Source organism: Allobosea sp. TAB14 (assembly GCF_052113865.1).
Taxonomy (GTDB): Bacteria; Pseudomonadota; Alphaproteobacteria; order Rhizobiales; family Beijerinckiaceae; genus Allobosea; species Allobosea spartocytisi.
In genome coordinates this window covers 48,899-74,545 of sequence record NZ_JBFRDQ010000017.1, presented here as the reverse complement: position 1 = coordinate 74,545, position 25,647 = coordinate 48,899, and the positions used below count along the sequence as shown (strand labels likewise).

Genomic DNA, 25,647 nt, shown 5'->3' with positions numbered 1-25,647 from the left:
CTGTCGGCGTTCCGGTTCAGCGCCCGGTGAAGACCGGCTTGCGCTTCTCGGCGAAGGCGCGCGTGCCTTCGCGATAGTCCTCGCTGCGATCGGCGGTGTCCGACAGCGCCGCGACATTGGCTGCAACATCGGCGAGGCGGCCCAGCTGAATCGCGTCGCAGGCGAGCTTGGCGGCCCGGATCGACAGTGGAGCATTGGCGAGTATCGGCCGGGCGAAGCGCAGCGCCGCCTCGACGACATCGTCCTCGACGACGTCCGACACGAGCCCGCAGGACAGCGCCGCCTCGGCCCCGATCAGAGCGCCGGTGTAGAGCATATGCCGCGCCATCGAGAGGCCGGCCGTCGCGGCGAGGAGCTGCGTGCTGTCGGCTGGATAGACCAGGCCTAGCTTTGCCGGGGGCACGCCGAAACGCGCGGTCGCGTCGGCGATCCGGAAATCCGCGCGCAGCGCCAGGGTGCAGCCGCCGCCGACGCAGGGTCCACTGACGGCCGCGATCACAGGTACGCGTGCCGCCGACACCGCCGCGTAGCAAGCCATGATGCCGTCCCAATAGACCTGGCGCGCCGGAGGATCGTCGCGCACGGCGGCGAAGGCGCCAATCTCGTCGCCGGCGCAGAATGCGCCGCCACGGCCGGTGAGAATGATGGCACGCAGCGCATCGTCGGCATGAAGTTGCGTGAACGCGCCACCCAGTTCGCGCCAGGCCTCGCCGCTGAGCGCGTTGCGCTTGGCCGGACGATTGATCGCGACGATCGCGACCGCGCCGTGGCGTTCCAGTTCGATGTCGGACAAATCAGCCTCCGTGTCTCGCTCGCCCTGGCTTGACACATATCCGAACATAATATCAATATTCAATCACTGTTATTGCAATTCGATACTGCCTTGGCCGACATATGCGCGTCGACCGGGCGAGCATTCCGGGATACGACATGCAGACCGACGCCGTTACGATCGGGCAGCTCTGGGACAGGCGGGCTGCCGCGGATCCCGCACATGTCTATTGCCGCTTCGGGGAGCGCGACTGGTCCGTCGGCGAACTCGATGGCCGGATCAACCGGCTGGCGAACGCGTTGCTGGCGACGGGATTGCGCAAGGGCGACCGTGTCGCCGTGATGCTGCCGAGCCATCCCGATCACATCGTCACCATCTTCGCGCTGGCGAAGGCGGGACTGGTCCGCATCCCCGTCAATGTCCATCTCAAGGGCGCCTCGCTCGACTTCGTCTTCGATCGCTTCGCGCCGCATGCGCTCATCGCCGATCGCAGCCATGCCGAGCTGCTCGCGCCGATCACCGCGCGGCTGCCGGAGCTCAAGCTGGTCTGGCGCGGGGGCGACGGTCCGGGAGAGTTTTCCCGGTTGATCGATGCCGCTTCGCCTGGCCGGCCGCCCGTCGATGTGTTGGCCGACGACATCATCGCGATCACGCCGAGTTCCGGCACCACCGGCGAACCGAAGGGCGTGCTGAAGAGCGACCGCAGCCTGCGTGCGGGGCCGATGGGGACGCTGGCGCTGACCGGCGCCAGGGCCGGAGACGTCTTCCTGCTCTGGGAGCCGTTGCATCATGGGGCCGGCGTCGCCGTGCTGATCGCGGCGCTGATGGAGCCGATCACGCTCGCCATGGTCGAGAAGTTCAGTGCCTCGCAGTTCTGGGACCAGGTCCGGCGCTACGACGTCACGCATATCCACTATCTCGGCGGCGTCCTGCCGCTGCTCCTGAAGCAGCCGGAAAGTCCCCTCGACCGGCAGCACAAGGTCCGCATGGCCTGGGGTGGCGGCTGCCCGATCGATGTCTGGCGGGCCTTCGAGGAACGCTTTGGCGTCGTGTTGCGCGAGGGTTACGGGCTCTCGGAAATGACGACCTTCGTCACGATCAATCCGGAAGGCCGGCTCGGTTCTTGCGGGCGCGCCCTGCCGTTCTACGATGTGAAGCTGCTCGGCGAGGACGGGCAGGAGGTGCCTGTTGGCGAAGCGGGCGAGATCGTCGTCAGGCCGCGCGAGGCCGAGCTCGCCTTCAAGGGCTATTTCCGGATGGAGGAGGCGAGCGCCGCGCTGGTCAGGGACGGCTGGTTCTCGACCGGCGACCTCGCCCGGAGCGACGAGGACGGCTTCCTGTTCTATGCCGGCCGCAAGAAGGACAGCGTGCGCCGGCGCGGCGTCAACATCTCGGCCTGGGAGGTCGAGCGCATCATCCTCACCCATGACGACATTGAAGAATGCGCGCTGATCGGCGTGCCGAGCGAACTCGGCGACGACGATCTCAAGCTGTTCATCCGCGCGGCCGGCGGACGCAGCCCCGATCCGCTGGCGTTGATCCGCTGGTGCGAGGGGCGGATGCCGTATTTCCAGATTCCGCGCTATATCGAGAGGATCGACGAGTTCCCGAAGACGCCGACGCAGCGGATCAAGAAGAGCGATCTCAGCCGCAGCACCGAGGCCGCTTTCGATCTCGAGCGCTCCGGGCATCGGATCGGCAAATAGCGGCCCCAGCCTGCAGATGAGCGGACGGCGCGAAATCAGATGAATGGCAGCACCACCGAGGCGCGTGAGATGGGCGAGCGCAGATCATGAGCGCCTGGCTGCTGCGGCGCCTGCTGCAGGCGATCTTCGTGGTGMTCGCCATGACGGTGATCGTCTTCRTCGGCRTCARCGTGMTCGGCGATCCGGTCGAGACGCTGATCTCACAAGATGCCGACCAGGGCGAGAGGCTGCGCACCATTGCCGCCTTCGGCCTCGATCGGCCGCTCTGGGTCCAATATCTCTCCTTCCTGAACGGCGCGATCCACGGCGATCTCGGGCGCAGCTTCGTCTATAACGAGCCTGCCCTGCAGATCATTCTTCAGCGCATGCCGGCGACGCTCGAACTGGCGGTCGCGGCGATGTTGCTGGCGATCGTGATCGGCATCCCGCTCGGCTTGTTCGCCGGGGTGAAACCGCATTCGCCGGTCTCCAAGGCGATCATGACCGGCTCGATCCTCGGCTTCTCGCTGCCGGGGTTCTGGGTGGGGCTGCTGCTCATCATGGTCTTTGCCGTGCAGCTCGGCTGGTTGCCCTCCGGCGGGCGCGGCGAGACGCGCGCGCTCCTCGGCATCCAATGGTCGTTCCTGACGCTGGACGGGCTGCAGCACATGATCTTGCCGGCGCTGAATCTGGCGCTGTTCAAGACCTCGCTGGTGATGCGCCTCGTCCGCGCCGAGGCGCGCGAGATCATCCCGCAGGACTACATCCGCACCGCCCGCGCCAAGGGACTTTCCGAGCGCGCGGTCGTGAGCAGGCATCTGCTGAAGAACATCATGATCCCGGTCGTCACCATCGTCGGGCTSGAATTYGGMTCGGTGATCGCCTTTTCCGTCGTCACCGAGACGATCTTCTCCTGGCCGGGCATGGGCAAGCTGATCATCGACAGCATTCATGTCCTGGATCGGCCGATGATTGTCGCTTATCTGATGATCATCGTCCTGCTCTTCGTCGCCATCAACCTCCTGGTCGATTGCCTCTACGCGGTGCTCGACCCGCGCGTGAGGACGAGCCGATGAGCGCGCCGGCCTCGTTCGATCAAGTCGTCCCGCCGCGCGCCTCGGGCTTCAATCGATTCGCACGCGCCTTCACCGCCTCGCGCACCGCCGTGGTCGGCCTGACGCTGCTGGCGGTCGTCGTCCTGCTCGCGCTCCTCGCTGCCTGGATCGCGCCGCAGAACCCCTACGACCTGACTCAGCTCGACATCCTGGACGGACGCATGCCGCCCGGCTCGACCTCGGCGGGCGGCATGACGTTCTGGCTGGGCACCGACGACCAGGGGCGCGACATGCTCTCGGCCATTCTCTATGGCCTGCGCATCTCGCTGTTCGTGGGCGTGACCTCCGCCGTGGTCGCGGCCGCGGTCGGCGCCCTGCTGGGCCTCTTTGCTGCCTATGCCGGCGGGCGGATCGAGAGCGCCTTGATGCGCCTGGTCGACCTGCAGCTCTCCTTTCCGGCGATCCTGATCGCCTTGATGATCCTCGCCTTTCTCGGCAAGGGCGTGCTCAACGTCGTGCTCGCGCTCGTCATCGTCGAATGGGCTGCCTATGCGCGCACGGCCCGGGCCAGCGCGCTGATCGAGAGCCGCAAGGAATATATCGAGGCGGCCAGGGCGATGGGCGCCTCGCCCTGGCGCATCCTGCTGCGGCACCTGCTACCGAATTGCCTGACGCCGCTGATGGTGATCGCGACCGTCCAGGTGGCCCGCGCCATTGCGCTCGAAGCGACGCTGTCCTTCCTGGGGCTCGGGGTCCCGGTCACCGAGCCGAGCCTCGGCATGCTGATCGCCAATGGCTACCAGTACATGCTCTCCGGCAAGTTCTGGATCAGCTTCTATCCGGGCCTCGCTCTGCTGTTCACCGTCATCGCGATCAACCTTGTTGGGGATCGGCTGAGGGACGTTCTCAACCCGCGTGGAGCAAGCTGACAGGCTGGCAGCACCGCGGCTGAGGCGAGGCGGGCAGGAAGCGCTCGGCTTCATCGAAACCCCGCCGGCTTTCATGCGGCGATCAGGACAACGGACGCAATTCTTTTCAATGCGAGGCAACAAGAGCTGCCGCGGGCAGTTGGCTTGAGAGACGCATCCGAAAGAACATGATGTCGAAGCTGGTTGTCCTGATCGTCGAAGATGAGCCGCTGCTCCGGATGGACGCAGCGGACTTCATCGCGGAAGCCGGATTCGAGGTGATCGAGGCTGCTCATGCCGACGAAGCCATCGCCATCCTGAAGGCCCGCCGCGACATCGCGGTGGTGTTCACGGATATCGAAATGCCGGGCTCCATGGACGGCATGAAGCTGGCGCATGCCGTGCGCCTGGGCTGGCCGCCGGTCCTCGTCGTGGTGACGAGCGGACGCGTCCAGCCCCGTGAAGGCGATCTGCCGGCGAATGTCCGCTATCTCAGGAAGCCGTACCGGCCGGCCGAGGTGATCGAAGCCTTCCGGGAAGCGGCTTGATCAGTCGGCGGTGAGGGCTTCGATGGGCCCACGGAGCGAAAAGACCACGCCGGCCGGCTGATAGTCCATCCCGGCGGTCCCGCTGAAATATCCGGCCAAGGCCCGTTCGATCATCCGCGATCCGAAGCCACGGCGGCTGGGCGGCTCGACGGGAGGGCCGCCGCTCTCGCGCCACTCGAAATTGAACTCGCCCTCCAGGACCGACCACGTCACGTCGATGCGTCCGTCGTCCTGGCTGAGCGCGCCATATTTCGTGGCGTTGGTCGCCAGTTCGTGGAGCGCAAGCGCCATCGCCAGGGCGGTCTTCGACGAGAGCTCGACGGCCGGACCTTCGATCCGGAAGCGCGACAGGTCGCCATGCCCCTTCAACGATTCTGCGACGAGATACTTCAAGCTCGCCCTTGCCCAGGCGGTCTGTGTCAGGATGTCCTGCGCCGAGGCCATGGTGTTGAGCCGCGCGGTGAAGGCGTCCTTGACGGCGTCAATCTCGGCGCCGCCACGGATCGTCTGATTGGCGATCGCCTGGATCATGGCGACCGTGTTCTTCATCCGGTGCTTCAGCTCGAGCGCAAGCAGGCGTTGCCGTTGCTCGGCTTCCTTGATCGCCGTGATGTCGCGCGACACCGACAGGATCGCCTCGGGCTTGCCGTCCGGACCGATGATCGGGCCGACCTGGACATCCCAGAAGCGAGGATTTCCGGCAAACGTATTGGCGATGCCCTGGAAGCGATAGCTGCGGCCGGCCCGCGCTTCCTCGAGCGCGAATTTGGCGTCTGCGTTGCCCTCATCGGTCCAGAAATCAGGCCAGGGACATCCCTTGATCGCGTTGAAGTCGCTGACCTCCATGATGCGCTGGCCGCCCTCGCTCATGAAGGACAGCCCACCGGCAAGATCGATGACCTTGATGCAGTCGTCGGACGCCGCCAGCAGGCTGCGCATGAAGCGTGCGTCTCGCAGTTCCGGCGTCGTCAAAACATCCCCGCTCTCGCTCCGCTTGGCGGGGCATTCCCAGTTTATGCCATGTACGTGCCACGCGGCCAGATCGATGTCCCTGTCATTTGACATGCAGGACTGTCCGACTTGAACTCGAGAGCGGGCCTCGACGAGGAACAAAGAACAGCGCGGGCCGTTCGTCCTTGATGACCGATGCGATCAAATCCCAGGACGGCCAGACACACGCTGCGACACACGCCCCGGTTCACGACATGGATCGGTCGCTTCCGCTGGATTCGCCCAAGAATGTCACCCGCAAGAGCCAGCAACTGAAAGCGCGCGCCGTTGCAGGGCGGCATATCGACGAAGCGCTCTCCGACGTGCCGATCGCGGGGCGCTTCGTCACGATGCCGGCTCCTCGTCACGATCGCCGGGTTGCGCGCGCCTACAAGTTCCACGGGTGAAGCGTTCGATCTCGGCAAGCGCCTCATCCAGTGTCCGATAGGGTTCGAGCTTCATGCTCGCCATCGTCTGCACCGCATGACCGGCGGGCTGGATCCGAAACGCGCCTGGGCTTTCTTCCACAACCTGCCCCATCTCCCGGCCGAGCAGATCGGTCAGCAGCCACGCCGCCTCGCCGGGTTTAGACGTCACGTCGATATCCAAGACAGATTCCTTCGGTTCGTTGCTTGCGACCGCGACGGCCTTGGCTGTCATTTCGGGCGCTTGCTGGCCTTCGGCGTTGCTGCCGCGGTCGCGCGGTCGAGGGCTTCCTTCTGGAGCCGCTGTTCCTTCAGCCTGGCCGTATTGGCGTCGCGGGCCTGATTGACGCCTTCGGCTTCCGACAGGATGCGATTGCGCGACAGGGCTTGTGTCTGCGTCTTGAGGRATGCGGCTTCCGCCTGGGTGCGGGATTTCGAATGTTCGGTCATCTGCTTTCTCCTGATAGGCGGCTGCGGCCGCCCCTTCTGTCCGGTCGCTGATGCCAGCGAACCCATGATCGTCACCGGGAGCCGGATGCCGGCGATTTCGTTGTCGAAAGGACGATCTGGTCGTGACCGATCGCCCTCTCATGTCCGTCAGCGCCTCTGACGCGATACTGGCGCTCTCCGCTCTCGCGTACGGGCATCACGCGAAAGACCTCATAATCTCCCTCTCCCGACCGGTCGGCGAAGCCGAATGAGAGGTTCACGATATCGCCAACCTTGATGATCCGTTCGGTCATGGTTTTTCACTTTCGAGGGCAAGTTGCCCGGCGGGACGCCGTGCGTCTTCGCGGCGGGTATCCAGGCGCGCGTCGCAAACGTCCATCGCATCCAGCAGCGCGGCGATACCGGCGCACGACGACCCTCGACGGATCGGGGTGCAGGTACAAGGCCTGCCTGTTCGGGAAACTGGGCTGGGACAAGATGTCCGCCGATCTGTTTGTGCAAGATCGCCGAAGGCTCAGGYGTGCAAGACCCGAAGCGGCGCCAGTTTCGGCCGATCCCCGCCGACGCGGGCAAACTGGCGAATCTCGGCGAGACTGATCAGACAGGATACCACGGATTCGCCGCCGCTGTTCTCATTTGACCGATCGCGATGCAGGCGGTCGCGGCAGGCGCCGGCATCGAGGTCGACCAGCGATAATGCGAGATCGCTATCGCCCCGGAAACCAGGCAAAGGCACGCGCGGCTTCAGCACACGCCCCCGGCGCGCTGTCCCGAAAGCGTCGCGACCGCTCGACCGATGTCGCACTGCGCGCGGAACGGTCGCTGCGATCGCCTCAAGTCTTCGGCATGCCGAGCCTTTCGGCACAGGCCTTGGCGACCGCCGAGTCGGGCGATGTGCTGCCGATCATCGTGGCCCAGCCACCCTTGGCGATGAAATCGCCCTGGCTCCACGAGCTGATCTTCTTCAGCTCGGAGAGCGCGGCATCCGCGTTTGGCTGATTTTGGAAGTTGCTCACGCAGATCGGAGACAAGGCGGCGACAACGGCGTTCTCGGCTCTGAGCTTCGCCAAGCGCTCGCTCGACGCGGCTGTCGACCAGCCGCCCCAGGAGAATCCGACTACGGCCAGGGCGATCGCGCCACCAACGGCACCCCAGATGGCAGGCTTGGTTTGTGAAGGAATCTTCATGATATTTTGTTCCGTTCTACGGAAGAAAATCTTTCCGTAGAACATAATATCATACTTTAAAGAAATAATTCGTGATATTTTATTTTCAATGACGATGGCGAATATCTTCAATTATGTAGAAATTATGCGCGATACTTCGCGCTAAAGCTGCGGCCGGCGCCGATCGAAAACAGTAAGTTCTGAATTTTTCGCAGCTCAAATCTCTCTGGAAATCGCAAATCGCTTGAAATCTCTGGGGGAGCGATCCAGCGGCGATGGCGGTGCTCGGGCGCTATGGGCTTGTCCCGGATTCGGGCGGACCCCGGACACCGATCAGGGCGGACCTTTCTCCTCCATCCGGGCGCGATAGGGCGGCCAGAGCCCTGCATATCGTTCGCGGTCGCGCCGGATCGCCGACGCATCAGCCCGGGCGATCTTCACGGCATGGCAAGCGGCGCGGCCGGATGTGGCGGGGCGCTCGAAAGATGCATTATAGGTCATATTTTCAATGTCTTACGTCATTCATATCTAACCTTCTGATATAGACCATATCCATCGTTGCTCCCCTTTTGGGCACCGCCTAAGCTCGCGTCATCGAAGGGCGAACAACGCCCCGTCTTTAGGGAGGTGACGATGACGCGTCTGCGCGCGTGGCTGCTTGCGGCCGCGCTCCTTGCACCCGCAATACCGTTCTTACCGACGCCGTCGGCGGCCCAGGGCGTTCCGCAGAGCATCCCCCGCAAGGAGCTCCTGATTCTCGAGAATCCGGAAGGGACGATTAAGAACGCGGGCTGGTTCAACATCTGGGCGATCAACGCCGGCAGCCAGTCGAACGGGCTGCAGCAGGCGGCTCTCGACACGCTCTGGTACATCGATCCCGAAAAGGGTCTCGACGGCGCCTGGGACAATTCGCTGGCCGCCGAGAAGCCGGTCTACAATGCCGACTTCACCGAGATGCGGGTCAAGCTGCGACGCGGCCTGTTCTGGAGTGACGGCGTCGAATTCACCTCCGCGGATGTGAAGGCAACGGTCGATATCCAGATCAAGAACCCGAACATGCGCTTCTCGGCGGTGCTCGCCAATAACGTCGCCTCCGTCGACACGCCTGACGCCGAGACGGTCATCTTCAAGCTCAAGAAGTCCAACTCGCGCTTCCACACCAATTTCACCGTGCGCTGGGGGGCGATCTGGATCCTGCCCAAGCACGTCTTTGAGAAGGTCGAAGATCCCGCGAAGTTCGACTTTAACAAGCCCGTCTCGCTCGGGGCCTATACGCTCCACTCCTTCGACCCCGACGGCAAATGGTACATCTGGCAGCTGCGCGAGGACTGGCAGCGCAGCTCGCTCGGCCGGCACGGCAAGCCGGGACCGAAATATCTCGCCTATATCGACCCGGGGCCGCCGGACAAGCGCGTCATCGCGCAGCTCAATCATGAGCTCGACGTCATTCACGACATCGCCCCGGAGGGCATGTTCACGCTGGCAAAGCAGGACAAGGGCACCCGCGCCTGGTTCAAGGGCTTCCCCTATGGCCATCCGGACCCGACCTTGCCGGCGGTGATCTTCAACACCCAGCACGAGCAGCTGAAGAACCGCGACGTGCGCTGGGCGCTGGCGCTGATGATCGACGTCAAGGCCGTGACCATGGCCGCCTATCGCGGCGCCGCGACCATCTCCGCGATCGCCGTGCCGCCGACCGGTATTCATCCGGAGGCCTATCACAAGCCGATGGAGGCCTGGCTCAAGGATTTCGAGATCGATACCGGCAAGAGCAAGATCAAGCCCTACGACCCGACGGTCGGCAAGCAGATCGCCGACATGCTGCGTCCGTCCATGGGCGACCAGATCCCCTCCGATCCGGCGGTGATCGACAAATCCTTCGGCCTCGGCTGGTGGAAGACCAATGTCGCCGCCGCCGGCGAATTGCTGACGCGGGCCGGCTTCCGCAAGCAGGGCAACCAGTGGCTGACGCCTGACGGCAAGCCGTTTGTGGTCAGGCTCATGGTCGAGGGCGATCTTCGGCCGGTCATGACGCGGGCGGGCACGATGATCGTGCAGCAATGGAAGCAGGCCGGCGTCGATGCGCGCATCGACGTCGCGCAGGGCACGCTGCTGACGCGGCGCGCGRCCGGCGATTTCGACGCCTTCATCGGCTGGAGCGTCGAGACCTGGGGCGGCCATCAGGACCTGTCCTATTTCATGGACAGCTGGCATTCGCAGTTCGTCGCCCCGCCCGGCCAGCCGCAGCCGCTGCGCAACTGGCAGCGCTGGAGCCATCCGGAACTCGACAAGATCATCGAGGATATCCGCAAGATCGACTTCGACGATCCCAGGGGCGTCGAGCTCGGTCGCGACTACGTCAAGCTGATGACCCGCGAGATGCCGATCATTCCCTTGATGGCCTACAACGTCTTCACCGCGATGGATCAGACCTATTGGAAGGGCTACCCGACCGCCGACGATCCCTACGCGAACCCGGTCACGAACTGGGGCAACTCCCGCTACATGTTCGTGCGCTTGAAGCCGGCCAACTGAGAAACCCGGGCCGCCTCGCCGGGCGGCCCGCCTTCCTCCCAGGACAATCGCCAGCCGGTGACGTCTGCGTCGCACGGACCGGTGGAGCTTTCGGGATCGCATGAGCGCCTACCCCGCCTATCTCGCGAAACGTCTGGCCCAGTTCGCCGTCGTGGTTTTCATCGGGGTCAACCTGGCCTTCGTGATCACCCATGCCTCGCCGATCGACCCGGTCGAGCAGTCGATCTCGGCCGTGACCTCCTTCGGCAGCACCGCGCCCGAGGCGATTGCGGCGATGCGCGCCTCGCTGCAGGAGCTTTACGGGCTCAAGGGCACGCTGGCCGAGCAATACCTCACCTTCTGGAGCCGGGTCCTGCGCGGCGATTTCGGCCCCTCTCTCTCCGCCTTCCCGACCCCCGTCTCGACCCTGATCGGTCGCGCGCTGCCCTGGACGGCGGGTCTGCTGATCGTCTCGACGCTGATCACCTGGGTGCTGGGCAATTGGCTCGGCGGGCTCGCCGGCTACTACCAGCGCAACCGCACGCTGAAGCTGATGGGCGTCGTCGCCATGGGCGTCCATCCGATCCCCTACTACATCGTCGCGCTTCTGCTGCTCATCGTCTTCGGCTTCCTCTGGCCGGTGCTGCCGATCACCGGCGGGGCGGCGATGAACCTACAGCAGGGCTGGAACTGGTCCTTCGTTTCGAGCGTCGCCCGGCACTCGGTCCTGCCGGCGCTCTCGCTGATCCTGATCGGGCTCGGCAGCTGGTTCCTCGGCATGCGCTCGCTCGTTTCGAACATCGTGACCGAGGACTATGTCGTCTATGCCGAGATCGCCGGGCTCGACAGCCGCAGGGTGCTCGGCTCCTACGTCATGCGCAATGCGCTGGCGCCGCAGGTGACCGGGCTCGCCATGTCGCTCGGCGGCATCTTCAACGGCGCGGTGATCACCGAGAAGGTCTTTGGCTATCCCGGCGTCGGGACCCTCCTTGTCGATGCGGTCTATGCCGGCGACTACGGGCTGGTGCTCGGCGTCACCACCGTCTCGATCATCGCCGTCTCGGTCGGGGTCCTGGTGATCGATCTGCTCTACCCGCTGATCGACCCGCGCGTGGAGCTGCGCTGATGCTGGCCATCCTGCGGGACCTGATCCGCTACAACCTCGAATTCCGGATCGGGCTCGTGCTCGTCGGCATCGTGGCGATGATGGCGGCGCTGTCCCTCGTCTCGCCCTATCCGGCGGGCGACGTCTATGTCGTGCCGCCCGACCTGCCGCCCTCCACCGCCTATTGGCTCGGAACGACCTCGCGCGGGCAGGACGTGTTCTGGCAGCTCACGGCGGCGATCCGCAACACGCTCTCCTTCGGCATCATGGTCGCGGCGCTGTCGCGGGTGATCGCGCTCGTCGTCGGGCTGCTCGCCGGCTACTGCGGCGGCTGGATCGACCGGGTGCTGATGTCGATCAACGACACCTTCATCATCATCCCGCTCTTCCCGATCCTGATCCTGTTCTACTTCGTGCTGCGCGACTCGATGTCGACGCCGCTGCTCGCCACCATCATGGCCTGCCTCGGCTGGGCCTATGACGCCCGCCTGATCCGCTCGGTCGCGCTTTCCCTGAAGACGCGCGAGTTCACGCAGACGAGCATCTTCTCGGGGATGAAGACGCACGAGATCCTGGCGCGCGAGCACCTGCCCTATGTGCTGCCGATCGTCTTCTCCACCACGATGAACAACATGAACTGGTCGATCGGCATCGAGGTCACCCTCGCCGTGCTGGGCTTCACCGACATCAACACACCGACCATCGGCGGGATGATCTACTGGGCCAACCAGCATACCGCTCTCGTGGCCGGCATCTGGTGGTGGATCGCCTTTCCGGTCGCGCTGGTGGTGATGACCTTCGTCGGCCTGTTCCTGCTGGCGGTCTCGATGAACGAATATATCGACCCGCGCAGCCGTCTCGCCCGGATGGGAGGCAGCCGATGAGCGGCGGGGACGATGCGGGGCCGGTGCTCGAGGTTCGCGACCTCCAGGCGCATTTCCGCAGCCATTATTTCGGCGTCAACCGCGAGGTGAGGGCGGTGGACGGCGTCACCTTCGCGGTGAACCGCAACGAGATCTACGGGCTCGCGGGGGAATCCAGCTCCGGCAAGACGACTCTGGTCAAGACGATCGCGGGGCTGCTGAAGCCGCCGCTCGAAATGGTCGGTGGTTCGGCCCGCTTTTCCTTCCTGCCGGGCTGGGACGCGATCGGCCGGGCGCCGCCGGATGTGGTGCGCGCCATCCGCTGGCGGCACCTGTCCTACATCATGCAGGGCTCGATGAACGTGCTGAACCCGCTCAGGCGGGTCAGGCACAGTTTTCGCGACTTCGCCTGGCGCCATCTCGGCGGCAGCAAGGCCGAATTCGACGCGCGGGCCGAAGCGCATCTGGAGCGCGTCAAGCTCGACCCGTCGGTGCTCGCCGCCTATCCGCACGAGCTGTCCGGCGGCATGCGCCAGCGTGTGACCATCGCGCTCGCGACGATCTGCAAGCCGGATTTCATCATCGCCGACGAACCGACCACGGCCCTCGATGTGGTCGTGCAGAAAGACGTGCTGGCGATGATCCGCGCGATCCAGTGCGAGATGGGCTCGAGCGTGCTGTTCATCACCCATGACATGGGTGTCCACGCCGCCCTGACCGACCGGCTCGGCATCATGTATGCGGGGCGCCTCGTCGAGGATGGCGAGACGCCCGAGATCTTCTCGCGGCCGCTGCATCCCTATACGCGCCACCTGATCGCGAGCCTGCCGCGCATCGGTGACACGCAGCAGCGCGACGGCCTCGAAGGATCCCCGCCCAATCTGGCGGCGCCTCCGCCCGGCTGCCGCTTCCATCCGCGCTGCCCGCTGGCCATGCCGATCTGTGCAACCACCGTGCCCGCCATGATCGAGAGCCTTCCCGGCCATCGCGTCGCCTGCCATGCGGTCAACGAGGGGGCGGCGGCATGAGCGCGCTGCTCGAACTCGACCGGGTCAGCAAGAGCTTCTCGCGCGGGGGGCTGTTCTCGACGCGCCGCGTCGAGGCCGTGAAGGAGGTGAGCTTCGCCCTCGCGGCGGACAAGCCCGAGATCTTCACCGTGATCGGCGAGTCGGGCTCGGGCAAGTCGACCCTGGCGCGGATGGTCCTCGGCATCCATGCGCCCAGCTCCGGCCTGATCAGGCTCGGGGGCCGCGACGTCGCGGCCTATGAGCGGCGCGCCTTCATGGCCGAGGTCCAGCCGATCTTCCAGAACCCGTTCGAGGCGTTCAATCCGCTGAAGCAGCTCGACCGCTATCTGTTCATGACGGCGGAGCGCTTCGGCGGCGCGRCCGGCAAAGGCGCCGTCGAGGAACCGGTCGACGAGGCGTTGCGGCAGGTCGGATTGTCGCTCCCGGAAATCGCGGGGCGGTTTCCGCACGAGCTCTCCGGCGGCCAGCTGCAGCGCGTCGCCATCGCGCGTGCCCTCGTCGCGAAGCCCAGGCTGATCGTCGCCGACGAGCCTGTCTCGATGGTGGACGCATCTCTGCGCATGTCGATCGTCAACCTGTTCGGCCGGCTGCGCGACGAGCTCGGCCTGTCGATCGTCTACATCACCCACGATCTCGCCACCGCCTACTACATCAGCGACCGGCTGATCATCATGCAGAAGGGCGTCGTGGTCGAGCAGGGACCGGCTCGTGCCGTGCTCTCGGCACCCACGCATCCCTATTCCCGCCAACTCCGCGACGCCGTGCTCACGCCCGACAGCGCCGGAGCCTTCCGTGCCACCCATCCACGCAAAGCGGTTGAAACATCCGGAGACAGGTCATGAGACAAGCCAGCATCACCTTCGACCGCGCCTTCGCCATCGGCGACACCGATCCGAGGCTCTTCGGCGCCTTCGTCGAGCATCTCGGTCGCTGCGTCTATGGCGGCATCTACGAGCCCGGCCACCCCACCGCCAACAAGCGTGGCTTCCGCAAGGACGTGCTCGAACTCGTCAAGGAGCTCGGCCCGACGATCATGCGCTATCCGGGCGGAAATTTCGTCTCCGGCTATAATTGGGAGGATGGCGTCGGCCCGATCAAGGACCGCCCCGCCAGGCTCGACCTCGCCTGGTTCACCACCGAGCCGAACAGCTTCGGCACCAACGAATTCGTGGACTGGTGCCGGGCGGCGAAGATCGAGCCCATGCTCGCCGTCAATCTCGGCACGCGCGACGGTGACGCGGCGCGCAACCTCGTCGAATACTGCAACCATCCCGGCGGCACGGCCTGGTCGGATCTTCGCATCAAGCATGGCTGGAAGAAGCCGCATGACATCAAGTTCTGGTGCCTCGGCAACGAGGTCGACGGCCCCTGGCAGATGGAGCACAAGACCGCGACGGAATACGGGCGTGTCGCCTATGAGGCGGCGAAGATGATGCGCTGGATCGACCCGTCGATCGAGCTCGCCGCCTGCGGCTCCTCCGGCCGCAACATGCCGACCTATGGCCGCTGGGAGGACGAGGTGCTGGAGCACACCTTCGACCAGGTCGAATTCATCTCGCTGCACACCTACTTCAACAACTACGCCGGCGACACCAAGGCCTTCCTCGCCAGCCCCGACCTGATGGACCAGTTCATCGAGGAGGTCGTCGCGATCTCCGACGCCGTGGCGGCACGCCGTCGCTCCGACAAGCGTATCATGCTGAGCTTCGACGAATGGAATGTGTGGTACCGGACGCGGCGCGTGCGGGCCGACCGCGTCAAGGAAGGATGGCCGGTGGCGCCGCCGATCCTCGAGGAAATCTACTCCATGGAGGACGCCCTGGTCTTCGGCGGCGCCTGCATCTCGCTTCTCAATCACGCCGATCGCGTGAAGACCGCCTGCCTCGCACAGCTCGTCAACGTCATCGCGCCGATCATGACCGAGACCGGCGGTCCGGCCTGGCGCCAGACCATCTTCTGGCCCTTCGCGCAGATGAGCCGGCTGGGACGCGGGACCGTGCTCAAGGCGATTGTCAAATCCGAAAGCTACGAGGCCTCCTATTTCGACCCCAGGGGCAAGCAGGATCTCTTCTATCCGATCGACGCGCCCTATCTGAAGGCGTCCGTGGTCTGCGACGACAAGGGCGTCTCGCTCTTCCTGCTCAATCGCGACCTTGAACAGGGCGTCGAGGTCACCGTCGATGCGCGCGGCTTCGGCAAGCTCACGGTCACGGAGGCGACGGAACTGCGCCATGCCGACCTGAAGGCGGTCAACAGCAAGGAGGAACCGCTCAAGGTCAAGCCGGCGACATTGAAGAAGGTCTCGACGAAGCCGGACAGCATCACCCTGGCCTTGCAGCCGGCTTCGTGGAATGTGATCAGGCTGGACAGCTGACAGAAGCCCGCGACGATGGACGAGAGCCCGCCACGACACCAGCGCGGCCGCCGCGGCAATCGCGGCGACACGTCGGGCGCGACCAAGCCGCGCGACCGGGGCTTCCTCGTCGTCAACGCCGACCGGCAGTATCAGGTGCTGCGCGGCCTGGCCTCTCCGGTCAGGCTGCGCATCCTGAGGCTGCTCAACCGGCAGGGCCCGAAGAACATCAATCAGATTGCGGAGATCCTCGGTCTGCCGCAATCGACGATCGTGACCAACGTCCAGGTGCTGGAGGAGGCCGAGCTGATCTCGACCTCGCTCGGCAAGGCCACCAAGGGCCAGCAGAAGGTCTGCGCCGCCCGCTATACCGAGATCGTCGTCAATCTCGACCCCGACGATCCCAGCCGCGAGAACAATGTCGTCGAGGTCGAGATGCCGCTCGGGCTGTATACGAATTCGGACGTCTCCGCCCCCTGCGGTCTGTGCTCGACCGAGCGCATTCTAGGGGTGCTCGACGTGCCCGAACTGTTTCTCGATCCGCGCCGCGTACAGGCGGCGCTGATCTGGTTCGGTCGCGGCTATGTCGAATACAAATTCCCGAACAACGCGAAGGTTCTCAACCGCAAGGTCGAAGCCCTCGAATTCGAGATGGAGATGTCGTCGGAAGTGCCGGGGACCAATTCCGACTGGCCCTCGGACATCAGCCTGTGGGTCAACGAGCGCAAGATCGGAACCTGGACATGCCCCGGCGATTATGGGGACCGCCGCGGCGCCTACACGCCGCACTGGTGGAAGCTTGAGGGATCGCAATACGGCATTCTGACGACCTGGCGCATCACGGCCGAAGGCACCTTCCTCGGCGAGCGCAGACTCAGCGATGTCACGATCGAGGAGCTCGACCTCGACCGGCACCACTCGATCAAGATGCGTGTCGGCATCGACGAAAGGGAGGGCAGGCCCGGCGGCGTCAACATCTTCGGCCGCGGCTTCGGCAATCACAACCAGGACATCAAGATGCGGCTGCACCTGCACGCGATGACCGCGCTTCCCCACGCCACGACGTGAGCGTCACCCGCCCAAACACGCCGTAGTCGGACCGCGATCTCAGGCTTTCGCGGCAGATGGCTTCCACGTCAGGAGCAACTCGGCAGCTCCCGGCAAACCGTCCAGGGAAAAACTGCCGGGAGCCACCGCCTTATGCGGCCAGGGCCTTCTCCACCGATACGCAGGGCGATCGAAGGCTGGCGGCGACCGGTTCGTTCGTGATCTGGCCGCGGTGGACGTTCAGGCCGGCCGCGAGATGGGGATCGCTGCGAATGGCGTCGAGGCCCTTCGCGGCGAGCGCCAGTCCAAACGGGAGCGTGGCATTGTTCAAGGCGTAGCTGGAGGTCAGCGGGACGGCTCCAGGCATGTTTGCGACRCAATAGTGGATCACGCCGTCGACCTCGAAGGTCGGGTCGGCATGTGTCGTCGGCCGCGAGGTTTCGAAGCACCCGCCCTGGTCGATCGCGACATCGACGAGAACCGCCCCGCGCTTCATCTGCGAGAGCTGCGTGCGTGACACCAATCGCGGTGCCGCAGCGCCGGGGATGAGGACCGCTCCGATGACCACGTCGGCCGCGATCACCTCCTCTTCGATGGCATGCAGCGTCGAAAACCGCGTGCGGACCCTACCGCCGAACAACTCGTCGAGCTGCCGCAGCCTTTGCAGCGATCTGTCGATGATGACGACGTCCGCGCCCAATCCGGSGGCCATGCGGGCAGCATGCGTGCCGACGACGCCACCGCCGATCACGACGATGCGGGCCGGCGGAACGCCGGGCACGCCGCCGATCAGGATGCCGCGCCCGCCKGCATGRCGCTTGAGSGARACGCCSGCGGCCTCGAYCGCSAGSCGTCCGGCGACYTCGCTCATCGGCGCCAGMAGTGGCAACCCGCCAAAGCGGTCTGTCACGGTCTCGTAGGCAATGGCGGTGACGCCGGACTGTACCAGGCCGGCCGTCTGTTGCGGGTCGGGGGCGAGGTGCAGATAGGTGAAAAGAATCTGGCCTTCACGCAGCTGCCCCCACTCCGTCAGCTGCGGTTCCTTGACCTTGACGATCATATCCGCCGAGGCGAACACCTCGGCAGCGTGGCCCACAATCCGCGCTCCGGCTGCTTCATAGGCTGCATCCGGGGCGGAGATACCAGTCCCGGCTCCTGCCTCGATCAACACCTCGTGGCCGGCGGCAACATATTCCCGGGCGGCTTCCGGCGTCAGCCCGACGCGATATTCATGGACCTTGATTTCCTTGGGGACGCCAACGCGCATGATTTCCTCCAACCGGCTTGCGGGATCGATGTGTCGTCTCGATCAGCGTCGAGATTCTACCAGGAAACACCGTATCGCTCCCGGCCCCTGTTCGCGAAGGCCTGCAAAATTGGCCGTGATCTTGGGGGGCGATTTGAGCGCGACGCGCAGCAGCTTTGGCAGCGACGGCAATTTCACGTCGAGCGTCGGGACCTCGACGCTCGACGGGCTGGGCGTCATCGGGAACGAGTGGCACTCGCCGCGCGAGCACATTCTCGTATCGGCCCTGCCGCGCAGGGAAGCGCTGCTGAGGCACATGATCTTGCGCCTGCGCTGACGCCTCAAAATCCGATCGCAGGTCTCGCTGCTGCATGAGGGGCGGCGGCGAGAAGCTTTGTCGTCCGTCCTGCTGCGGATTGCGCCTCAGCGTTCCCAAGGGGGCGGATCGCCGAAGGCGCGGCGAAGGCAATCTGCGAAGGCGCGCAGCTTCGCCGAGGGGCGGCGACCTTCGGGATGGGCCAGGTGAATGAATTCGGTTTCAGGCTGAACGCCGATGTCGACGATGCGCAGACCGCCGCTCCGGATCTCGGCGCTTGCGATGAACAGCGGCAGCAATGCGATGCCCAGACCCGCCAGTGCGGCATCCCGCATCATGTCGCCGTTGTTGACCCGCAGCGCCGGGCGCCCGCGCACGCTGATAGCGCCTTCCGGCCCGCGGAACCGCCAGTCGCCGACGCCGCGGTTCGTGTAGAAGATGCCGTCATGCCCATCGAGCTCGGCCAATGAGCCGGGCGTCCCGCGCCGCGCAAGATAGTCCGGCGACGCGACGAGAGCCCGCCGGCTCGGCGCCAGCGTCCAGGCGACGAGGCGTGAATCCGCGATCGGCCCATGGCGCAGCACGGCATCAAAGCTGTCGGAGCCGGCATCGATACGGCGGTCGTCGAGGTCGAGCGTCAACTCGATCCGGGGATGCCGGGCCAGAAAAGGGTAGATCGCCGGGCCGAGATGCATCCGGCCGAAGGTGACCGGTGCCGAAATCCGCAACGCTCCGACGAGGGCGCCCCGCCGCTCCGCCATATCGGCCGCAGCCTCCTCGACATCACGGGCGATACGGGTGGCGCGGGTGAGAAAGGCGGCTCCGTCCTCGGTGAGCGTGAGCCGGCGCGCGCTGCGATGCAGGAGGCTCGCGCCCAGGCCGCGTTCCAGCTCGGCGAGGCGGTCGCTCACCACCGATTTCGACAGGCGCAGCCGGCGGGCCGCCTCGCTCAGGGAGCCGGCCTCCGCGATCGCGACGAAGGTTGCGATGCCGTCGAGCTTCAACATCGTTCGGTTTTTCCGGACCTGAATTTCGCCGATGCGATGCTAATCCGAACGTGAGGCCAATGCTACGCTGCGTCATGCCAACGGGGCTGACAGCGACGGTCACAGCGACCGCCCTCCCGACAGGCGGGAGATTTTAGATGTTGAAGCTCGCTTTAGCACTTGGAGCACTTGCCATGGCGACCCCGGCGGTTGCTCAGGTTTCCGACTTTCCGGCTTCCTTCAAGACGCAGGAGATCGCGACCAACGGCGCGACCATCCATGTTCGTGTCGGCGGGCGGGGCCCGGCGGTGCTGCTGCTGCATGGCTATGGCGAGACCGGCGACATGTGGGCACCGATGGCGGCCGATCTGGTGCGGGACTACACGGTGGTGGTGCCCGATCTGCGCGGGCTCGGCCTGTCGTCGAAGCCGGCCTCGGGCTTCGACAAGAAGACCCAGGCCGGGGACGTGGCCGGCGTGCTCGACGCGCTCAAGATCGAGCGTGCCGATCTGGTGACGCATGACATCGGCAACATGGTCGGCTTCGCCTTCGCCGCGCAGTATCCGCAGCGCGTCGGCCGCTTCGCTCTCATCGACGCACCCGTACCCGGCGTCGGTCCCTGGGAGGAGATCCTCAAGAACCCGCTGCTCTGGCATTTCCGCTTCGGCGGGCCGGACATGGAGCGGCTCGTGGCCGGCCGCGAGCGCATCTATCTCGACCGCTTCTGGAATGAGTTCTCGGCAACGCCGGCGCGCTTCACCGAGGCGTCGCGCGAGCATTACGCCAAGCTCTACGCATTGCCCGGCGCGATGCATTCGGGCTTTGCCCAGTTCGCGGCCTTCGATCAGGACGCGATCGACAACCGCGCTTTTCTGAAGGCCGGCGGCAAGCTCACCATGCCGGTTCTGGCGCTCGGCGGCGAGAAGTCGTTTGGCACGACGATGGCGGTGGTCATGCGGGATGCTGCGACCGACGTGACCGAAGGCGTTATCCCCGATTCCGGTCATTGGATCATGGAGGAGAACCCCACGGCCACGATCGCCATGGTCCGCCCCTTCCTCGACAAGGGGCGTTGATCCATCCGGGCACGGACGGAGGTCACGGCCGAAAGCACCCGGCTGTGACCTCCCGAACCTCAGGCCTTTGCCGGCCGAGGGCCGATCCGCTCGCCATGGGTGACACGCTCCGGCGCGCCGTGGACCATCGTATAGGCGTAGTCGACGCCCATGCCATAAGCGCCGGAATGCTCCTTCACGAGGCCCATGACCGCGTCATAGGTGTCACGGCGGGCCCAGTCGCGCTGCCATTCGAGCAGCACCTGCTGCCAGGTCACCGGGACGACCCCGGCCTGTACCATGCGGTCCATGGCGTATTTATGCGCATCGACCGAGGTGCCGCCGGAAGCATCGGCGACCATGTAGATCTCGTAATCGCCTTCCAGCATGGCGCAGAGCGCGAAGGTCGTGTTGCACACCTCGGTCCAGAGGCCGGAGACGACCACCTTCTTGCGGCCATTGGCAGCGAGCGCCTCGCGGACGTTCTGGTCGTCCCAGGAGTTCATCGAGGTGCGCTCGAGGATCTTGTTCTGCGGAAAGACTGCCAGCAATTCGGGATAGGTATGGCCGGAGAAGCTCGTGGTCTCGACCGTGGTGATCGTCGTCGGAATGCCGAAGATCTTCGCGGCCTTGGCCAGGCCGACGACATTGTTCTTCAAGACCTGTCGATCGATCGACTGGACGCCAAAGGCCATCTGCGGCTGCTGGTCGATGAAGATGATCTGGCAATTCTGCGGGGTGAGGACTTCGAGATATTTCGTCATAGGGCTCTCCTGTTCGTGAGTGGTTGAATGGCGCGACCGCATCAGGCCTTGGTTCCTGCAGGGGCATCGGCAGGACGGGCCGGCGGATCGACATGGAGGAAGTGGCGGACGACCGGCCCTTCCTGCCCGGCATGGAAGCGCCTGACTTCTTGCTGGATATCGGCATCGGCCTTCGAGACGCGGCGATGCTGGCGCAGATGCTCGGCCCAGGACGAGACCATGAACCACTCCACGAGCTTCTCGGGGTCGGCCGTGTCCTCGGTGATGCCCCAGCCATAGGCTCCGTCGCGGCGCCGCTCGATCGACAATTCGTTGATCGCCCGCAGGAACACCTCCCGATCGGCAGCCGGCACGCGGTATTCGATCAGGATCAGAACGGGGCCGCGATCATTGCCGACCTCCGCCGCGACGAGCGGTTCCGGCCAATGATTGGAGGGCGCGAGATCGGCCTCGCCCGCGGGCAGCTTGATCCGGTGCATCACGATTCCGGCCACGAGCAATGCGGCCGCACCGATCAGCAAGGTGCCGCGGATGCCGGCTGCTTCCGCGACCGCGCCCCAGCCGAGGCTGCCGGCGGTCATCGCGCCGTTGAACACGGTGAGATAGACGGCAAGCGCCCGTCCACGCACCCAGTTCGGCAGAATGGCCTGCGCGACGCCATTCAGCGTCGTCAGCGCCACGATCCAGGCCATCCCGAGTACGAGCAGGATAACGATCGCGAGCCATTGCGGTGGCGACAGCGTCAGCGCGGCCATGACCAACGCCGTGAGCACGGCCGAGAGCAGCAGCAGGCCATCGGCATCGAGACGCTCCCGCAAGCGCGGCAGGATGACGGCACCGCCGATCGCGCCTGCTCCAACCGCGCCGAGCAGGACGCCGTAGAAGCTGGCGCCGCCGCCGAGCAGATTGCGCGCGACCAGCGGCAACAGGGCCCAGACAGCGCTGGCGCAGCCGAAGAAGATCGCCGCGCGCAGCAGCACGCGATGGAGCTCCCGGCTCGCTTTGGCATAGCGCAATCCGGCCCGGAACGCCCCGGCAAAGCGCTCGCTCAGCGCGTCGTCGGCGCCCGCCGGGCGGTGCCACCAGAACAGCGCGCCGATCACCAGCACATAGCTCAGCACGTCGGCGCCATAGGTGAAGCCGGCGCCGAAGGCGGCGAGGATCAAGCCGCCCAGCGCGGGGCCGATGGCGCGCGAGATGTTGATGCCGAGCGAATTCAGCGCCACCGCGCTCTTGAGATCGGCCTTGCCGACGAGTTCGGGCACGATCGCCTGCCAGGTCGGCGCCATCAGCGCCGCGCCAATGCCGCCGAGAAAGGTGAGGCCGACCAAAGCGGGCACGCTGAGCTGGCCGAGGCTGGCCAGCGTCATCAGCGAGAGGCTGACGCAGCCGAGCAGGATCTGGATGGCGATCAGGAATTTGCGGCGGTCGAGGATATCCGAGAGCACGCCGGCCGGGATCGCCAGCAGGAAGATCGGCAGCGTCGCCGCCGCCTGCACCAGCGCCACCGCGGCGGGTGCGCCGGAGAGGTCGGTCACCAGCCAGGCGCTGGCGACGTCGCGCATGAACGAGCCGATATTGCCGATGATCGTCGCCGCCCAGAGGACCGCGAAGACCTTCTGGCGCAGCGGCGCGAAACCGGAGGCCAGAGAGGTGGTGCCGGTCATAGCAGTGATTCCTTTTGCCGACTAAAGTCGTCGAGCGCCACGATGACGAAGCCGCCGATCAGGCCGAGATGCTCGAAGAAGGCGTTCATCGCCATCATTCGCCCCTGGCCGGCCGGCATTTCCCAGAAGCGCAGGGCGACGAACGTTGCAGCCAGCGTGAACATGGCGAGCGCCAGCGCCGCGAGCCAGCGCCAGCGGCCAAGCAGGATGAGCGCGCTCATCGCGAGTTCGAAGACGATAACACCGATCGCGAAAATCGGCGCGGGCGACAGGCCGAAATGGGTCATCTCGGCGATGGCGCCCTCGAAATCGAGGATCTTGGTCACCGGACCCTGGATATAGGCGGCGCAGAGCAGCAGCAGTGCCAGCCAACGCAGGCCGCGCATCGGCTGCGAGTCGTGGTCGTTCGCTGTCATGGTCACACCGCCCAGCAGGCGCAGCCGAGCGCGCCCCAGAAGCTGCGGAGGTCACCGACCGGCAATTTGCTCGACCAGGCGCCGGCATGGTCGTGGCCATGCACGCCGCAGGAGCTGGCGCAGCCGCAATGCGTCATGGCCGCCCGCCGCAGCGAATTCTTGCCGGCGCCATCCGGCTCGCCCCAGGCGCCATAGCCCTTGAACGTCCTGACCGGCGACCAGTCCGGCATCGCCGGCGGTGGTGCGCTCTCGTCGAGCCCGGCGAAGTCCCGCGCGCCATAGACGACCTTGCCGCCGACGATGGTCAGGTCCGCCGAGATATGCGCGATGTCGTCTTCGGGGCAGCCGAAGAAATCGCGATCCGGCACGATCAGATCGGCGAACTGGCCCGCAGTGATCCGGCCTTTCTTGCCCTCCTCGTTGGAGAACCAGGTGACGTTCTCCGTCCACATCCTGAGCGCGGTCTCGCGGTCGAGACAGTTGCGCTGCGGCGTGATGCGCAAGCCCCCGACCGTCTTGCCCGTGACCAGCCAGGAGAGCGCGACCCAAGGGTTGTAGGAGGCGACGCGGGTGGCGTCGGTGCCGGCCGAGGTCTTCACCCCCTTCTCCAGCAGGCGCGCCACGGGGGGCGTCGCTTCGGCTGCCGCCGCGCCATAACGCTCGACGAAATACTCGCCCTGATAGGCCATGCGRTGCTGCACGGCGACGCCGCCGCCGAGTGCGGCGATGCGGTCGATCGAGCGTTCCGAGATCGTCTCGGCGWGGTCGAAGAACCAGTTCAGATCCTTGAGAGGGATCTCCTTGTCGACTTTCTCGAACACGTCSAGCGCGCGCGAGATSGTCTCGTCATAGGTCGCGTGCAGGCGCCAGGGCCAGCGGTTTTCGGCGAGGATGCGCACGACGCCTTCGAGATCGCCTTCCATCTCGGGCGGCATGTCGGGCCGGGGCTCGCGGAAATCCTCGAAATCGGCGGCGGAGAAGACCAGCATTTCGCCAGCGCCGTTATGCCGGAAATAGTCGTCGCCCTGCTTGTATGTCGAGGTCTTCGTCCAGTTGAGGAAGTCCTCCTTCTCCTGCTTGGGCTTCTGCGTGAACAGGTTGTAGGCGAGGCGGATCGTGAGCTGGTTCTCGTCAGCGAGCTTCTGGATGACGGCGTAGTCGTCCGGATAGTTCTGGAAGCCGCCGCCGGCATCGATCGCGCCGGTGACGCCGAGCCGGTTGAGCTCGCGCATGAAATGGCGGGTCGAATTAACCTGATAGTCGAAGGGCAGCTTCGGCCCCTTGGCCAGCGTCGCGTAGAGGATGGCGGCGTTCGGGCGCGCCAGCAGCAGCCCGGTCGGATTGCCGTTGGCGTCGCGTGTGATCTCGCCGCCCGGCGGCTGCGGCGTGTCCTTGGTATAGCCGACGGCCCGCAGCGCGGCGCCGTTCAGCAGGGCGCGGTCATAGAGGTGCAGGATGAAGACCGGCGTATCCGGCGCGACGGTGTTGAGCTCCTCGATCGTCGGCAGGCGCTTCTCGGCGAACTGGTGCTCGGTGAAGCCGCCGACGACGCGCACCCATTGCGGCGGCGGCGTCACCGCGACCTGGCGCTTGAGCATGCTCATCGCGTCGGCCAGCGAGCGCACGCCGTCCCAGCGCAGCTCCATGTTGAAGTTGAGCCCGCCGCGGATGATGTGGAGATGGTTGTCGATCAGCCCGGGCAGGGCGCTGCGGCCCTTCAGGTCGATGATCTTCGTGTTCGGTCCGGCATGAGCCATCACGTCGGCTTCGCTGCCGACGGCGAGGAAGGCGCCGTCCTTGACGGCAACCGCATTGGCGATCGGGTTGCTCCGGTCGAGCGTCGTGAAACGGCCGTTGCGGAGGATGAGATCGGCGGTCATGGGAGCGGTTCCTCGCTGCGGAGACTGGGCGGCGGCGGTGCCGAGCAGGCCCGACAGGGCCCCGGCGGCGGCACCAAAGGTGGTTTGCCGGCGTGTCGGACTCATGACTCGCGCCTTTCATGGTTTTGATCGCCCGAGGGGCGGGACGGCAGCGTGCCGAAGAGATGTTCGCCACATTCATGCCGCAGCCAGCCAAGCGTCAGGCCCTGTCCCGAAGCGAGGCGCTTTGCGACCGGAACGATCTGCTCGCCGGCGAGGATGCCGAGCAAGCCGATGAGCGCGATCACGGGAGGCGCAGGCGAGCGAACGTTCAGCAGGCCGTAGACGACGCCGACGAGCAGACCGGCGCCTAGCGAGACCAGATAGAGTTTCATCACGTCTTCCTGTCGCGTGGAATGGCAGCGGCCG

At 65.5% G+C, this 25,647-nt stretch carries 27 protein-coding genes; 13 read left to right on the top strand and 14 right to left on the bottom strand.

The window, feature by feature from the left end; translation table 11 throughout:
* Positions 1 to 16 precede the first annotated feature (16 nt).
* On the bottom strand, positions 17 to 793 hold the full coding sequence (locus AB4Y99_RS04270) for an enoyl-CoA hydratase/isomerase family protein (RefSeq protein ID WP_441522488.1): 777 nt from the start codon (positions 791 to 793) through the stop codon (positions 17 to 19).
* Between the two features lie 137 nt (positions 794 to 930).
* Between AB4Y99_RS04270 and AB4Y99_RS04265 the strand changes: the two genes are divergently transcribed.
* The 4 genes from AB4Y99_RS04265 to AB4Y99_RS04250 all read left to right on the top strand — a co-directional run bounded on the left by AB4Y99_RS04265 (position 931) and on the right by AB4Y99_RS04250 (position 4,968).
* Positions 931 to 2,478, top strand: a complete 1,548-nt coding sequence (locus AB4Y99_RS04265; RefSeq protein ID WP_441522487.1) for an AMP-binding protein — start codon at positions 931 to 933, stop codon at positions 2,476 to 2,478.
* Positions 2,479 to 2,564: 86 nt separating this feature from the next.
* A complete protein-coding gene (locus tag AB4Y99_RS04260) occupies positions 2,565 to 3,533 on the top strand; it encodes an ABC transporter permease (RefSeq protein WP_441522486.1) in 969 nt (322 codons plus the stop codon).
* Positions 3,530 to 4,441 (top strand): ABC transporter permease, encoded by a 912-nt coding sequence (locus tag AB4Y99_RS04255; protein WP_441522485.1) that lies wholly within the window; start codon positions 3,530 to 3,532, stop codon positions 4,439 to 4,441. Before AB4Y99_RS04260 ends, AB4Y99_RS04255 begins: the two co-directional genes overlap by 4 nt.
* A 170-nt stretch (positions 4,442 to 4,611) precedes the next feature.
* On the top strand, positions 4,612 to 4,968 hold the full coding sequence (locus AB4Y99_RS04250; RefSeq protein WP_441522484.1) for a response regulator: 357 nt from the start codon (positions 4,612 to 4,614) through the stop codon (positions 4,966 to 4,968).
* Here the strand turns inward: AB4Y99_RS04250 and AB4Y99_RS04245 are convergent, their stop codons facing one another.
* The 6 genes from AB4Y99_RS04245 to AB4Y99_RS04220 all read right to left on the bottom strand — a co-directional run bounded on the left by AB4Y99_RS04245 (position 4,969) and on the right by AB4Y99_RS04220 (position 8,131).
* Positions 4,969 to 5,907, bottom strand: a complete 939-nt coding sequence (locus tag AB4Y99_RS04245; RefSeq protein ID WP_162720020.1) for a sensor histidine kinase — start codon at positions 5,905 to 5,907, stop codon at positions 4,969 to 4,971. It abuts the gene before it with no gap.
* 396 nt (positions 5,908 to 6,303) lie between these two features.
* Positions 6,304 to 6,618 carry a hypothetical protein gene (locus AB4Y99_RS04240; protein WP_441522483.1) on the bottom strand — a complete coding sequence of 105 codons (315 nt, stop codon included), beginning with the start codon at positions 6,616 to 6,618 and terminating at the stop codon, positions 6,304 to 6,306.
* Complete coding sequence (locus AB4Y99_RS04235; RefSeq protein ID WP_441522482.1) at positions 6,615 to 6,899, bottom strand: hypothetical protein; 285 nt, start codon at positions 6,897 to 6,899, stop codon at positions 6,615 to 6,617. The genes AB4Y99_RS04240 and AB4Y99_RS04235 overlap by 4 nt, the downstream gene beginning before the upstream one ends.
* Before the next feature lie 5 nt (positions 6,900 to 6,904).
* On the bottom strand, positions 6,905 to 7,126 hold the full coding sequence (locus AB4Y99_RS04230; RefSeq protein WP_038367122.1) for a hypothetical protein: 222 nt from the start codon (positions 7,124 to 7,126) through the stop codon (positions 6,905 to 6,907).
* A gap of 221 nt (positions 7,127 to 7,347) precedes the next feature.
* Entirely contained in the window at positions 7,348 to 7,584 is a 237-nt protein-coding gene (locus tag AB4Y99_RS04225; protein ID WP_441522481.1) for a hypothetical protein, read from the bottom strand.
* 82 nt (positions 7,585 to 7,666) lie between these two features.
* Positions 7,667 to 8,131, bottom strand: a complete 465-nt coding sequence (locus tag AB4Y99_RS04220) for a hypothetical protein (protein ID WP_441522480.1) — start codon at positions 8,129 to 8,131, stop codon at positions 7,667 to 7,669.
* 501 nt (positions 8,132 to 8,632) lie between these two features.
* Between AB4Y99_RS04220 and AB4Y99_RS04215 the strand changes: the two genes are divergently transcribed.
* The 7 genes from AB4Y99_RS04215 to AB4Y99_RS04185 all read left to right on the top strand — a co-directional run bounded on the left by AB4Y99_RS04215 (position 8,633) and on the right by AB4Y99_RS04185 (position 16,930).
* Complete coding sequence (locus AB4Y99_RS04215; RefSeq protein WP_441522479.1) at positions 8,633 to 10,534, top strand: ABC transporter substrate-binding protein; 1,902 nt, start codon at positions 8,633 to 8,635, stop codon at positions 10,532 to 10,534.
* A 100-nt stretch (positions 10,535 to 10,634) separates the two neighbouring features.
* Positions 10,635 to 11,639 (top strand): ABC transporter permease, encoded by a 1,005-nt coding sequence (locus AB4Y99_RS04210; protein WP_441522478.1) that lies wholly within the window; start codon positions 10,635 to 10,637, stop codon positions 11,637 to 11,639.
* Complete coding sequence (locus AB4Y99_RS04205) at positions 11,639 to 12,502, top strand: ABC transporter permease (RefSeq protein WP_191125547.1); 864 nt, start codon at positions 11,639 to 11,641, stop codon at positions 12,500 to 12,502. Before AB4Y99_RS04210 ends, AB4Y99_RS04205 begins: the two co-directional genes overlap by 1 nt.
* A complete protein-coding gene (locus AB4Y99_RS04200) occupies positions 12,499 to 13,509 on the top strand; it encodes an ABC transporter ATP-binding protein (protein ID WP_191125548.1) in 1,011 nt (336 codons plus the stop codon). Before AB4Y99_RS04205 ends, AB4Y99_RS04200 begins: the two co-directional genes overlap by 4 nt.
* The gene (locus AB4Y99_RS04195) at positions 13,506 to 14,351 is read left to right on the top strand and encodes an ABC transporter ATP-binding protein (RefSeq protein ID WP_441522477.1); all 846 of its coding nucleotides are present in this window, start codon (positions 13,506 to 13,508) and stop codon (positions 14,349 to 14,351) included. Before AB4Y99_RS04200 ends, AB4Y99_RS04195 begins: the two co-directional genes overlap by 4 nt.
* Positions 14,348 to 15,883, top strand: coding sequence for an arabinosylfuranosidase ArfA (gene arfA / locus AB4Y99_RS04190; protein WP_133565776.1), 1,536 nt, complete (start codon positions 14,348 to 14,350; stop codon positions 15,881 to 15,883). The genes AB4Y99_RS04195 and arfA overlap by 4 nt, the downstream gene beginning before the upstream one ends.
* A gap of 15 nt (positions 15,884 to 15,898) precedes the next feature.
* Positions 15,899 to 16,930 (top strand): ArsR/SmtB family transcription factor, encoded by a 1,032-nt coding sequence (locus AB4Y99_RS04185; RefSeq protein ID WP_081925606.1) that lies wholly within the window; start codon positions 15,899 to 15,901, stop codon positions 16,928 to 16,930.
* Positions 16,931 to 17,060: 130 nt separating this feature from the next.
* On the opposite strand, the gene ald is transcribed toward AB4Y99_RS04185, so the two are convergent.
* Complete coding sequence (ald, locus tag AB4Y99_RS04180) at positions 17,061 to 18,176, bottom strand: alanine dehydrogenase (protein ID WP_441522476.1); 1,116 nt, start codon at positions 18,174 to 18,176, stop codon at positions 17,061 to 17,063.
* 133 nt (positions 18,177 to 18,309) lie between these two features.
* Here ald and AB4Y99_RS04175 point away from each other — a divergent pair, with 133 nt between their 5' ends.
* Positions 18,310 to 18,492, top strand: coding sequence for a hypothetical protein (locus tag AB4Y99_RS04175; RefSeq protein ID WP_441522475.1), 183 nt, complete (start codon positions 18,310 to 18,312; stop codon positions 18,490 to 18,492).
* Between the two features lie 86 nt (positions 18,493 to 18,578).
* Here the strand turns inward: AB4Y99_RS04175 and AB4Y99_RS04170 are convergent, their stop codons facing one another.
* Positions 18,579 to 19,478, bottom strand: coding sequence for a LysR family transcriptional regulator (locus AB4Y99_RS04170; RefSeq protein ID WP_038367151.1), 900 nt, complete (start codon positions 19,476 to 19,478; stop codon positions 18,579 to 18,581).
* Positions 19,479 to 19,615: 137 nt separating this feature from the next.
* Between AB4Y99_RS04170 and AB4Y99_RS04165 the strand changes: the two genes are divergently transcribed.
* A complete protein-coding gene (locus AB4Y99_RS04165) occupies positions 19,616 to 20,533 on the top strand; it encodes an alpha/beta fold hydrolase (RefSeq protein ID WP_038367154.1) in 918 nt (305 codons plus the stop codon).
* A gap of 59 nt (positions 20,534 to 20,592) precedes the next feature.
* Here the strand turns inward: AB4Y99_RS04165 and AB4Y99_RS04160 are convergent, their stop codons facing one another.
* The 5 genes from AB4Y99_RS04160 to AB4Y99_RS04140 are packed head-to-tail and all read right to left on the bottom strand — an operon-like array spanning position 20,593 to position 25,613.
* Positions 20,593 to 21,276, bottom strand: a complete 684-nt coding sequence (locus tag AB4Y99_RS04160) for a hydrolase (protein ID WP_441522474.1) — start codon at positions 21,274 to 21,276, stop codon at positions 20,593 to 20,595.
* 41 nt (positions 21,277 to 21,317) lie between these two features.
* A complete protein-coding gene (locus tag AB4Y99_RS04155; RefSeq protein WP_441522473.1) occupies positions 21,318 to 22,943 on the bottom strand; it encodes an MFS transporter in 1,626 nt (541 codons plus the stop codon).
* The gene (locus AB4Y99_RS04150) at positions 22,940 to 23,359 is read right to left on the bottom strand and encodes a DoxX family protein (protein WP_441522472.1); all 420 of its coding nucleotides are present in this window, start codon (positions 23,357 to 23,359) and stop codon (positions 22,940 to 22,942) included. The genes AB4Y99_RS04155 and AB4Y99_RS04150 overlap by 4 nt, the downstream gene beginning before the upstream one ends.
* Positions 23,360 to 23,361: 2 nt before the next feature.
* The gene (locus tag AB4Y99_RS04145) at positions 23,362 to 25,344 is read right to left on the bottom strand and encodes an amidohydrolase (protein WP_441522471.1); all 1,983 of its coding nucleotides are present in this window, start codon (positions 25,342 to 25,344) and stop codon (positions 23,362 to 23,364) included.
* Positions 25,341 to 25,613 carry a XapX domain-containing protein gene (locus AB4Y99_RS04140; protein WP_038367164.1) on the bottom strand — a complete coding sequence of 91 codons (273 nt, stop codon included), beginning with the start codon at positions 25,611 to 25,613 and terminating at the stop codon, positions 25,341 to 25,343. Before AB4Y99_RS04140 ends, AB4Y99_RS04145 begins: the two co-directional genes overlap by 4 nt.
* Positions 25,614 to 25,647: the final 34 nt, after the last annotated feature.

Excerpts from the sequence above, each read along its gene's own strand:
- AB4Y99_RS04160 (WP_441522474.1), bottom strand. The coding sequence starts at position 21,276 with ATGACGAAATATCTCGAAGTCCTCACCCCGCAGAATTGCCAGATCATC.
- AB4Y99_RS04255 (WP_441522485.1), top strand. The coding sequence starts at position 3,530 with ATGAGCGCGCCGGCCTCGTTCGATCAAGTCGTCCCGCCGCGCGCCTCG.
- AB4Y99_RS04140 (WP_038367164.1), bottom strand. The coding sequence starts at position 25,613 with ATGAAACTCTATCTGGTCTCGCTAGGCGCCGGTCTGCTCGTCGGCGTC.
- AB4Y99_RS04210 (WP_441522478.1), top strand. The coding sequence starts at position 10,635 with ATGAGCGCCTACCCCGCCTATCTCGCGAAACGTCTGGCCCAGTTCGCC.
- AB4Y99_RS04205 (WP_191125547.1), top strand. The coding sequence starts at position 11,639 with ATGCTGGCCATCCTGCGGGACCTGATCCGCTACAACCTCGAATTCCGG.
- AB4Y99_RS04170 (WP_038367151.1), bottom strand. The coding sequence starts at position 19,478 with ATGTTGAAGCTCGACGGCATCGCAACCTTCGTCGCGATCGCGGAGGCC.
- AB4Y99_RS04165 (WP_038367154.1), top strand. The coding sequence starts at position 19,616 with ATGTTGAAGCTCGCTTTAGCACTTGGAGCACTTGCCATGGCGACCCCG.
- AB4Y99_RS04155 (WP_441522473.1), bottom strand. The coding sequence starts at position 22,943 with ATGACCGGCACCACCTCTCTGGCCTCCGGTTTCGCGCCGCTGCGCCAG.
- AB4Y99_RS04150 (WP_441522472.1), bottom strand. The coding sequence starts at position 23,359 with ATGACAGCGAACGACCACGACTCGCAGCCGATGCGCGGCCTGCGTTGG.
- AB4Y99_RS04240 (WP_441522483.1), bottom strand. The coding sequence starts at position 6,618 with ATGACAGCCAAGGCCGTCGCGGTCGCAAGCAACGAACCGAAGGAATCT.
- AB4Y99_RS04200 (WP_191125548.1), top strand. The coding sequence starts at position 12,499 with ATGAGCGGCGGGGACGATGCGGGGCCGGTGCTCGAGGTTCGCGACCTC.
- AB4Y99_RS04265 (WP_441522487.1), top strand. The coding sequence starts at position 931 with ATGCAGACCGACGCCGTTACGATCGGGCAGCTCTGGGACAGGCGGGCT.
- AB4Y99_RS04230 (WP_038367122.1), bottom strand. The coding sequence starts at position 7,126 with ATGACCGAACGGATCATCAAGGTTGGCGATATCGTGAACCTCTCATTC.
- AB4Y99_RS04250 (WP_441522484.1), top strand. The coding sequence starts at position 4,612 with ATGTCGAAGCTGGTTGTCCTGATCGTCGAAGATGAGCCGCTGCTCCGG.
- AB4Y99_RS04245 (WP_162720020.1), bottom strand. The coding sequence starts at position 5,907 with ATGCGCAGCCTGCTGGCGGCGTCCGACGACTGCATCAAGGTCATCGAT.
- arfA (WP_133565776.1), top strand. The coding sequence starts at position 14,348 with ATGAGACAAGCCAGCATCACCTTCGACCGCGCCTTCGCCATCGGCGAC.
- AB4Y99_RS04185 (WP_081925606.1), top strand. The coding sequence starts at position 15,899 with ATGGACGAGAGCCCGCCACGACACCAGCGCGGCCGCCGCGGCAATCGC.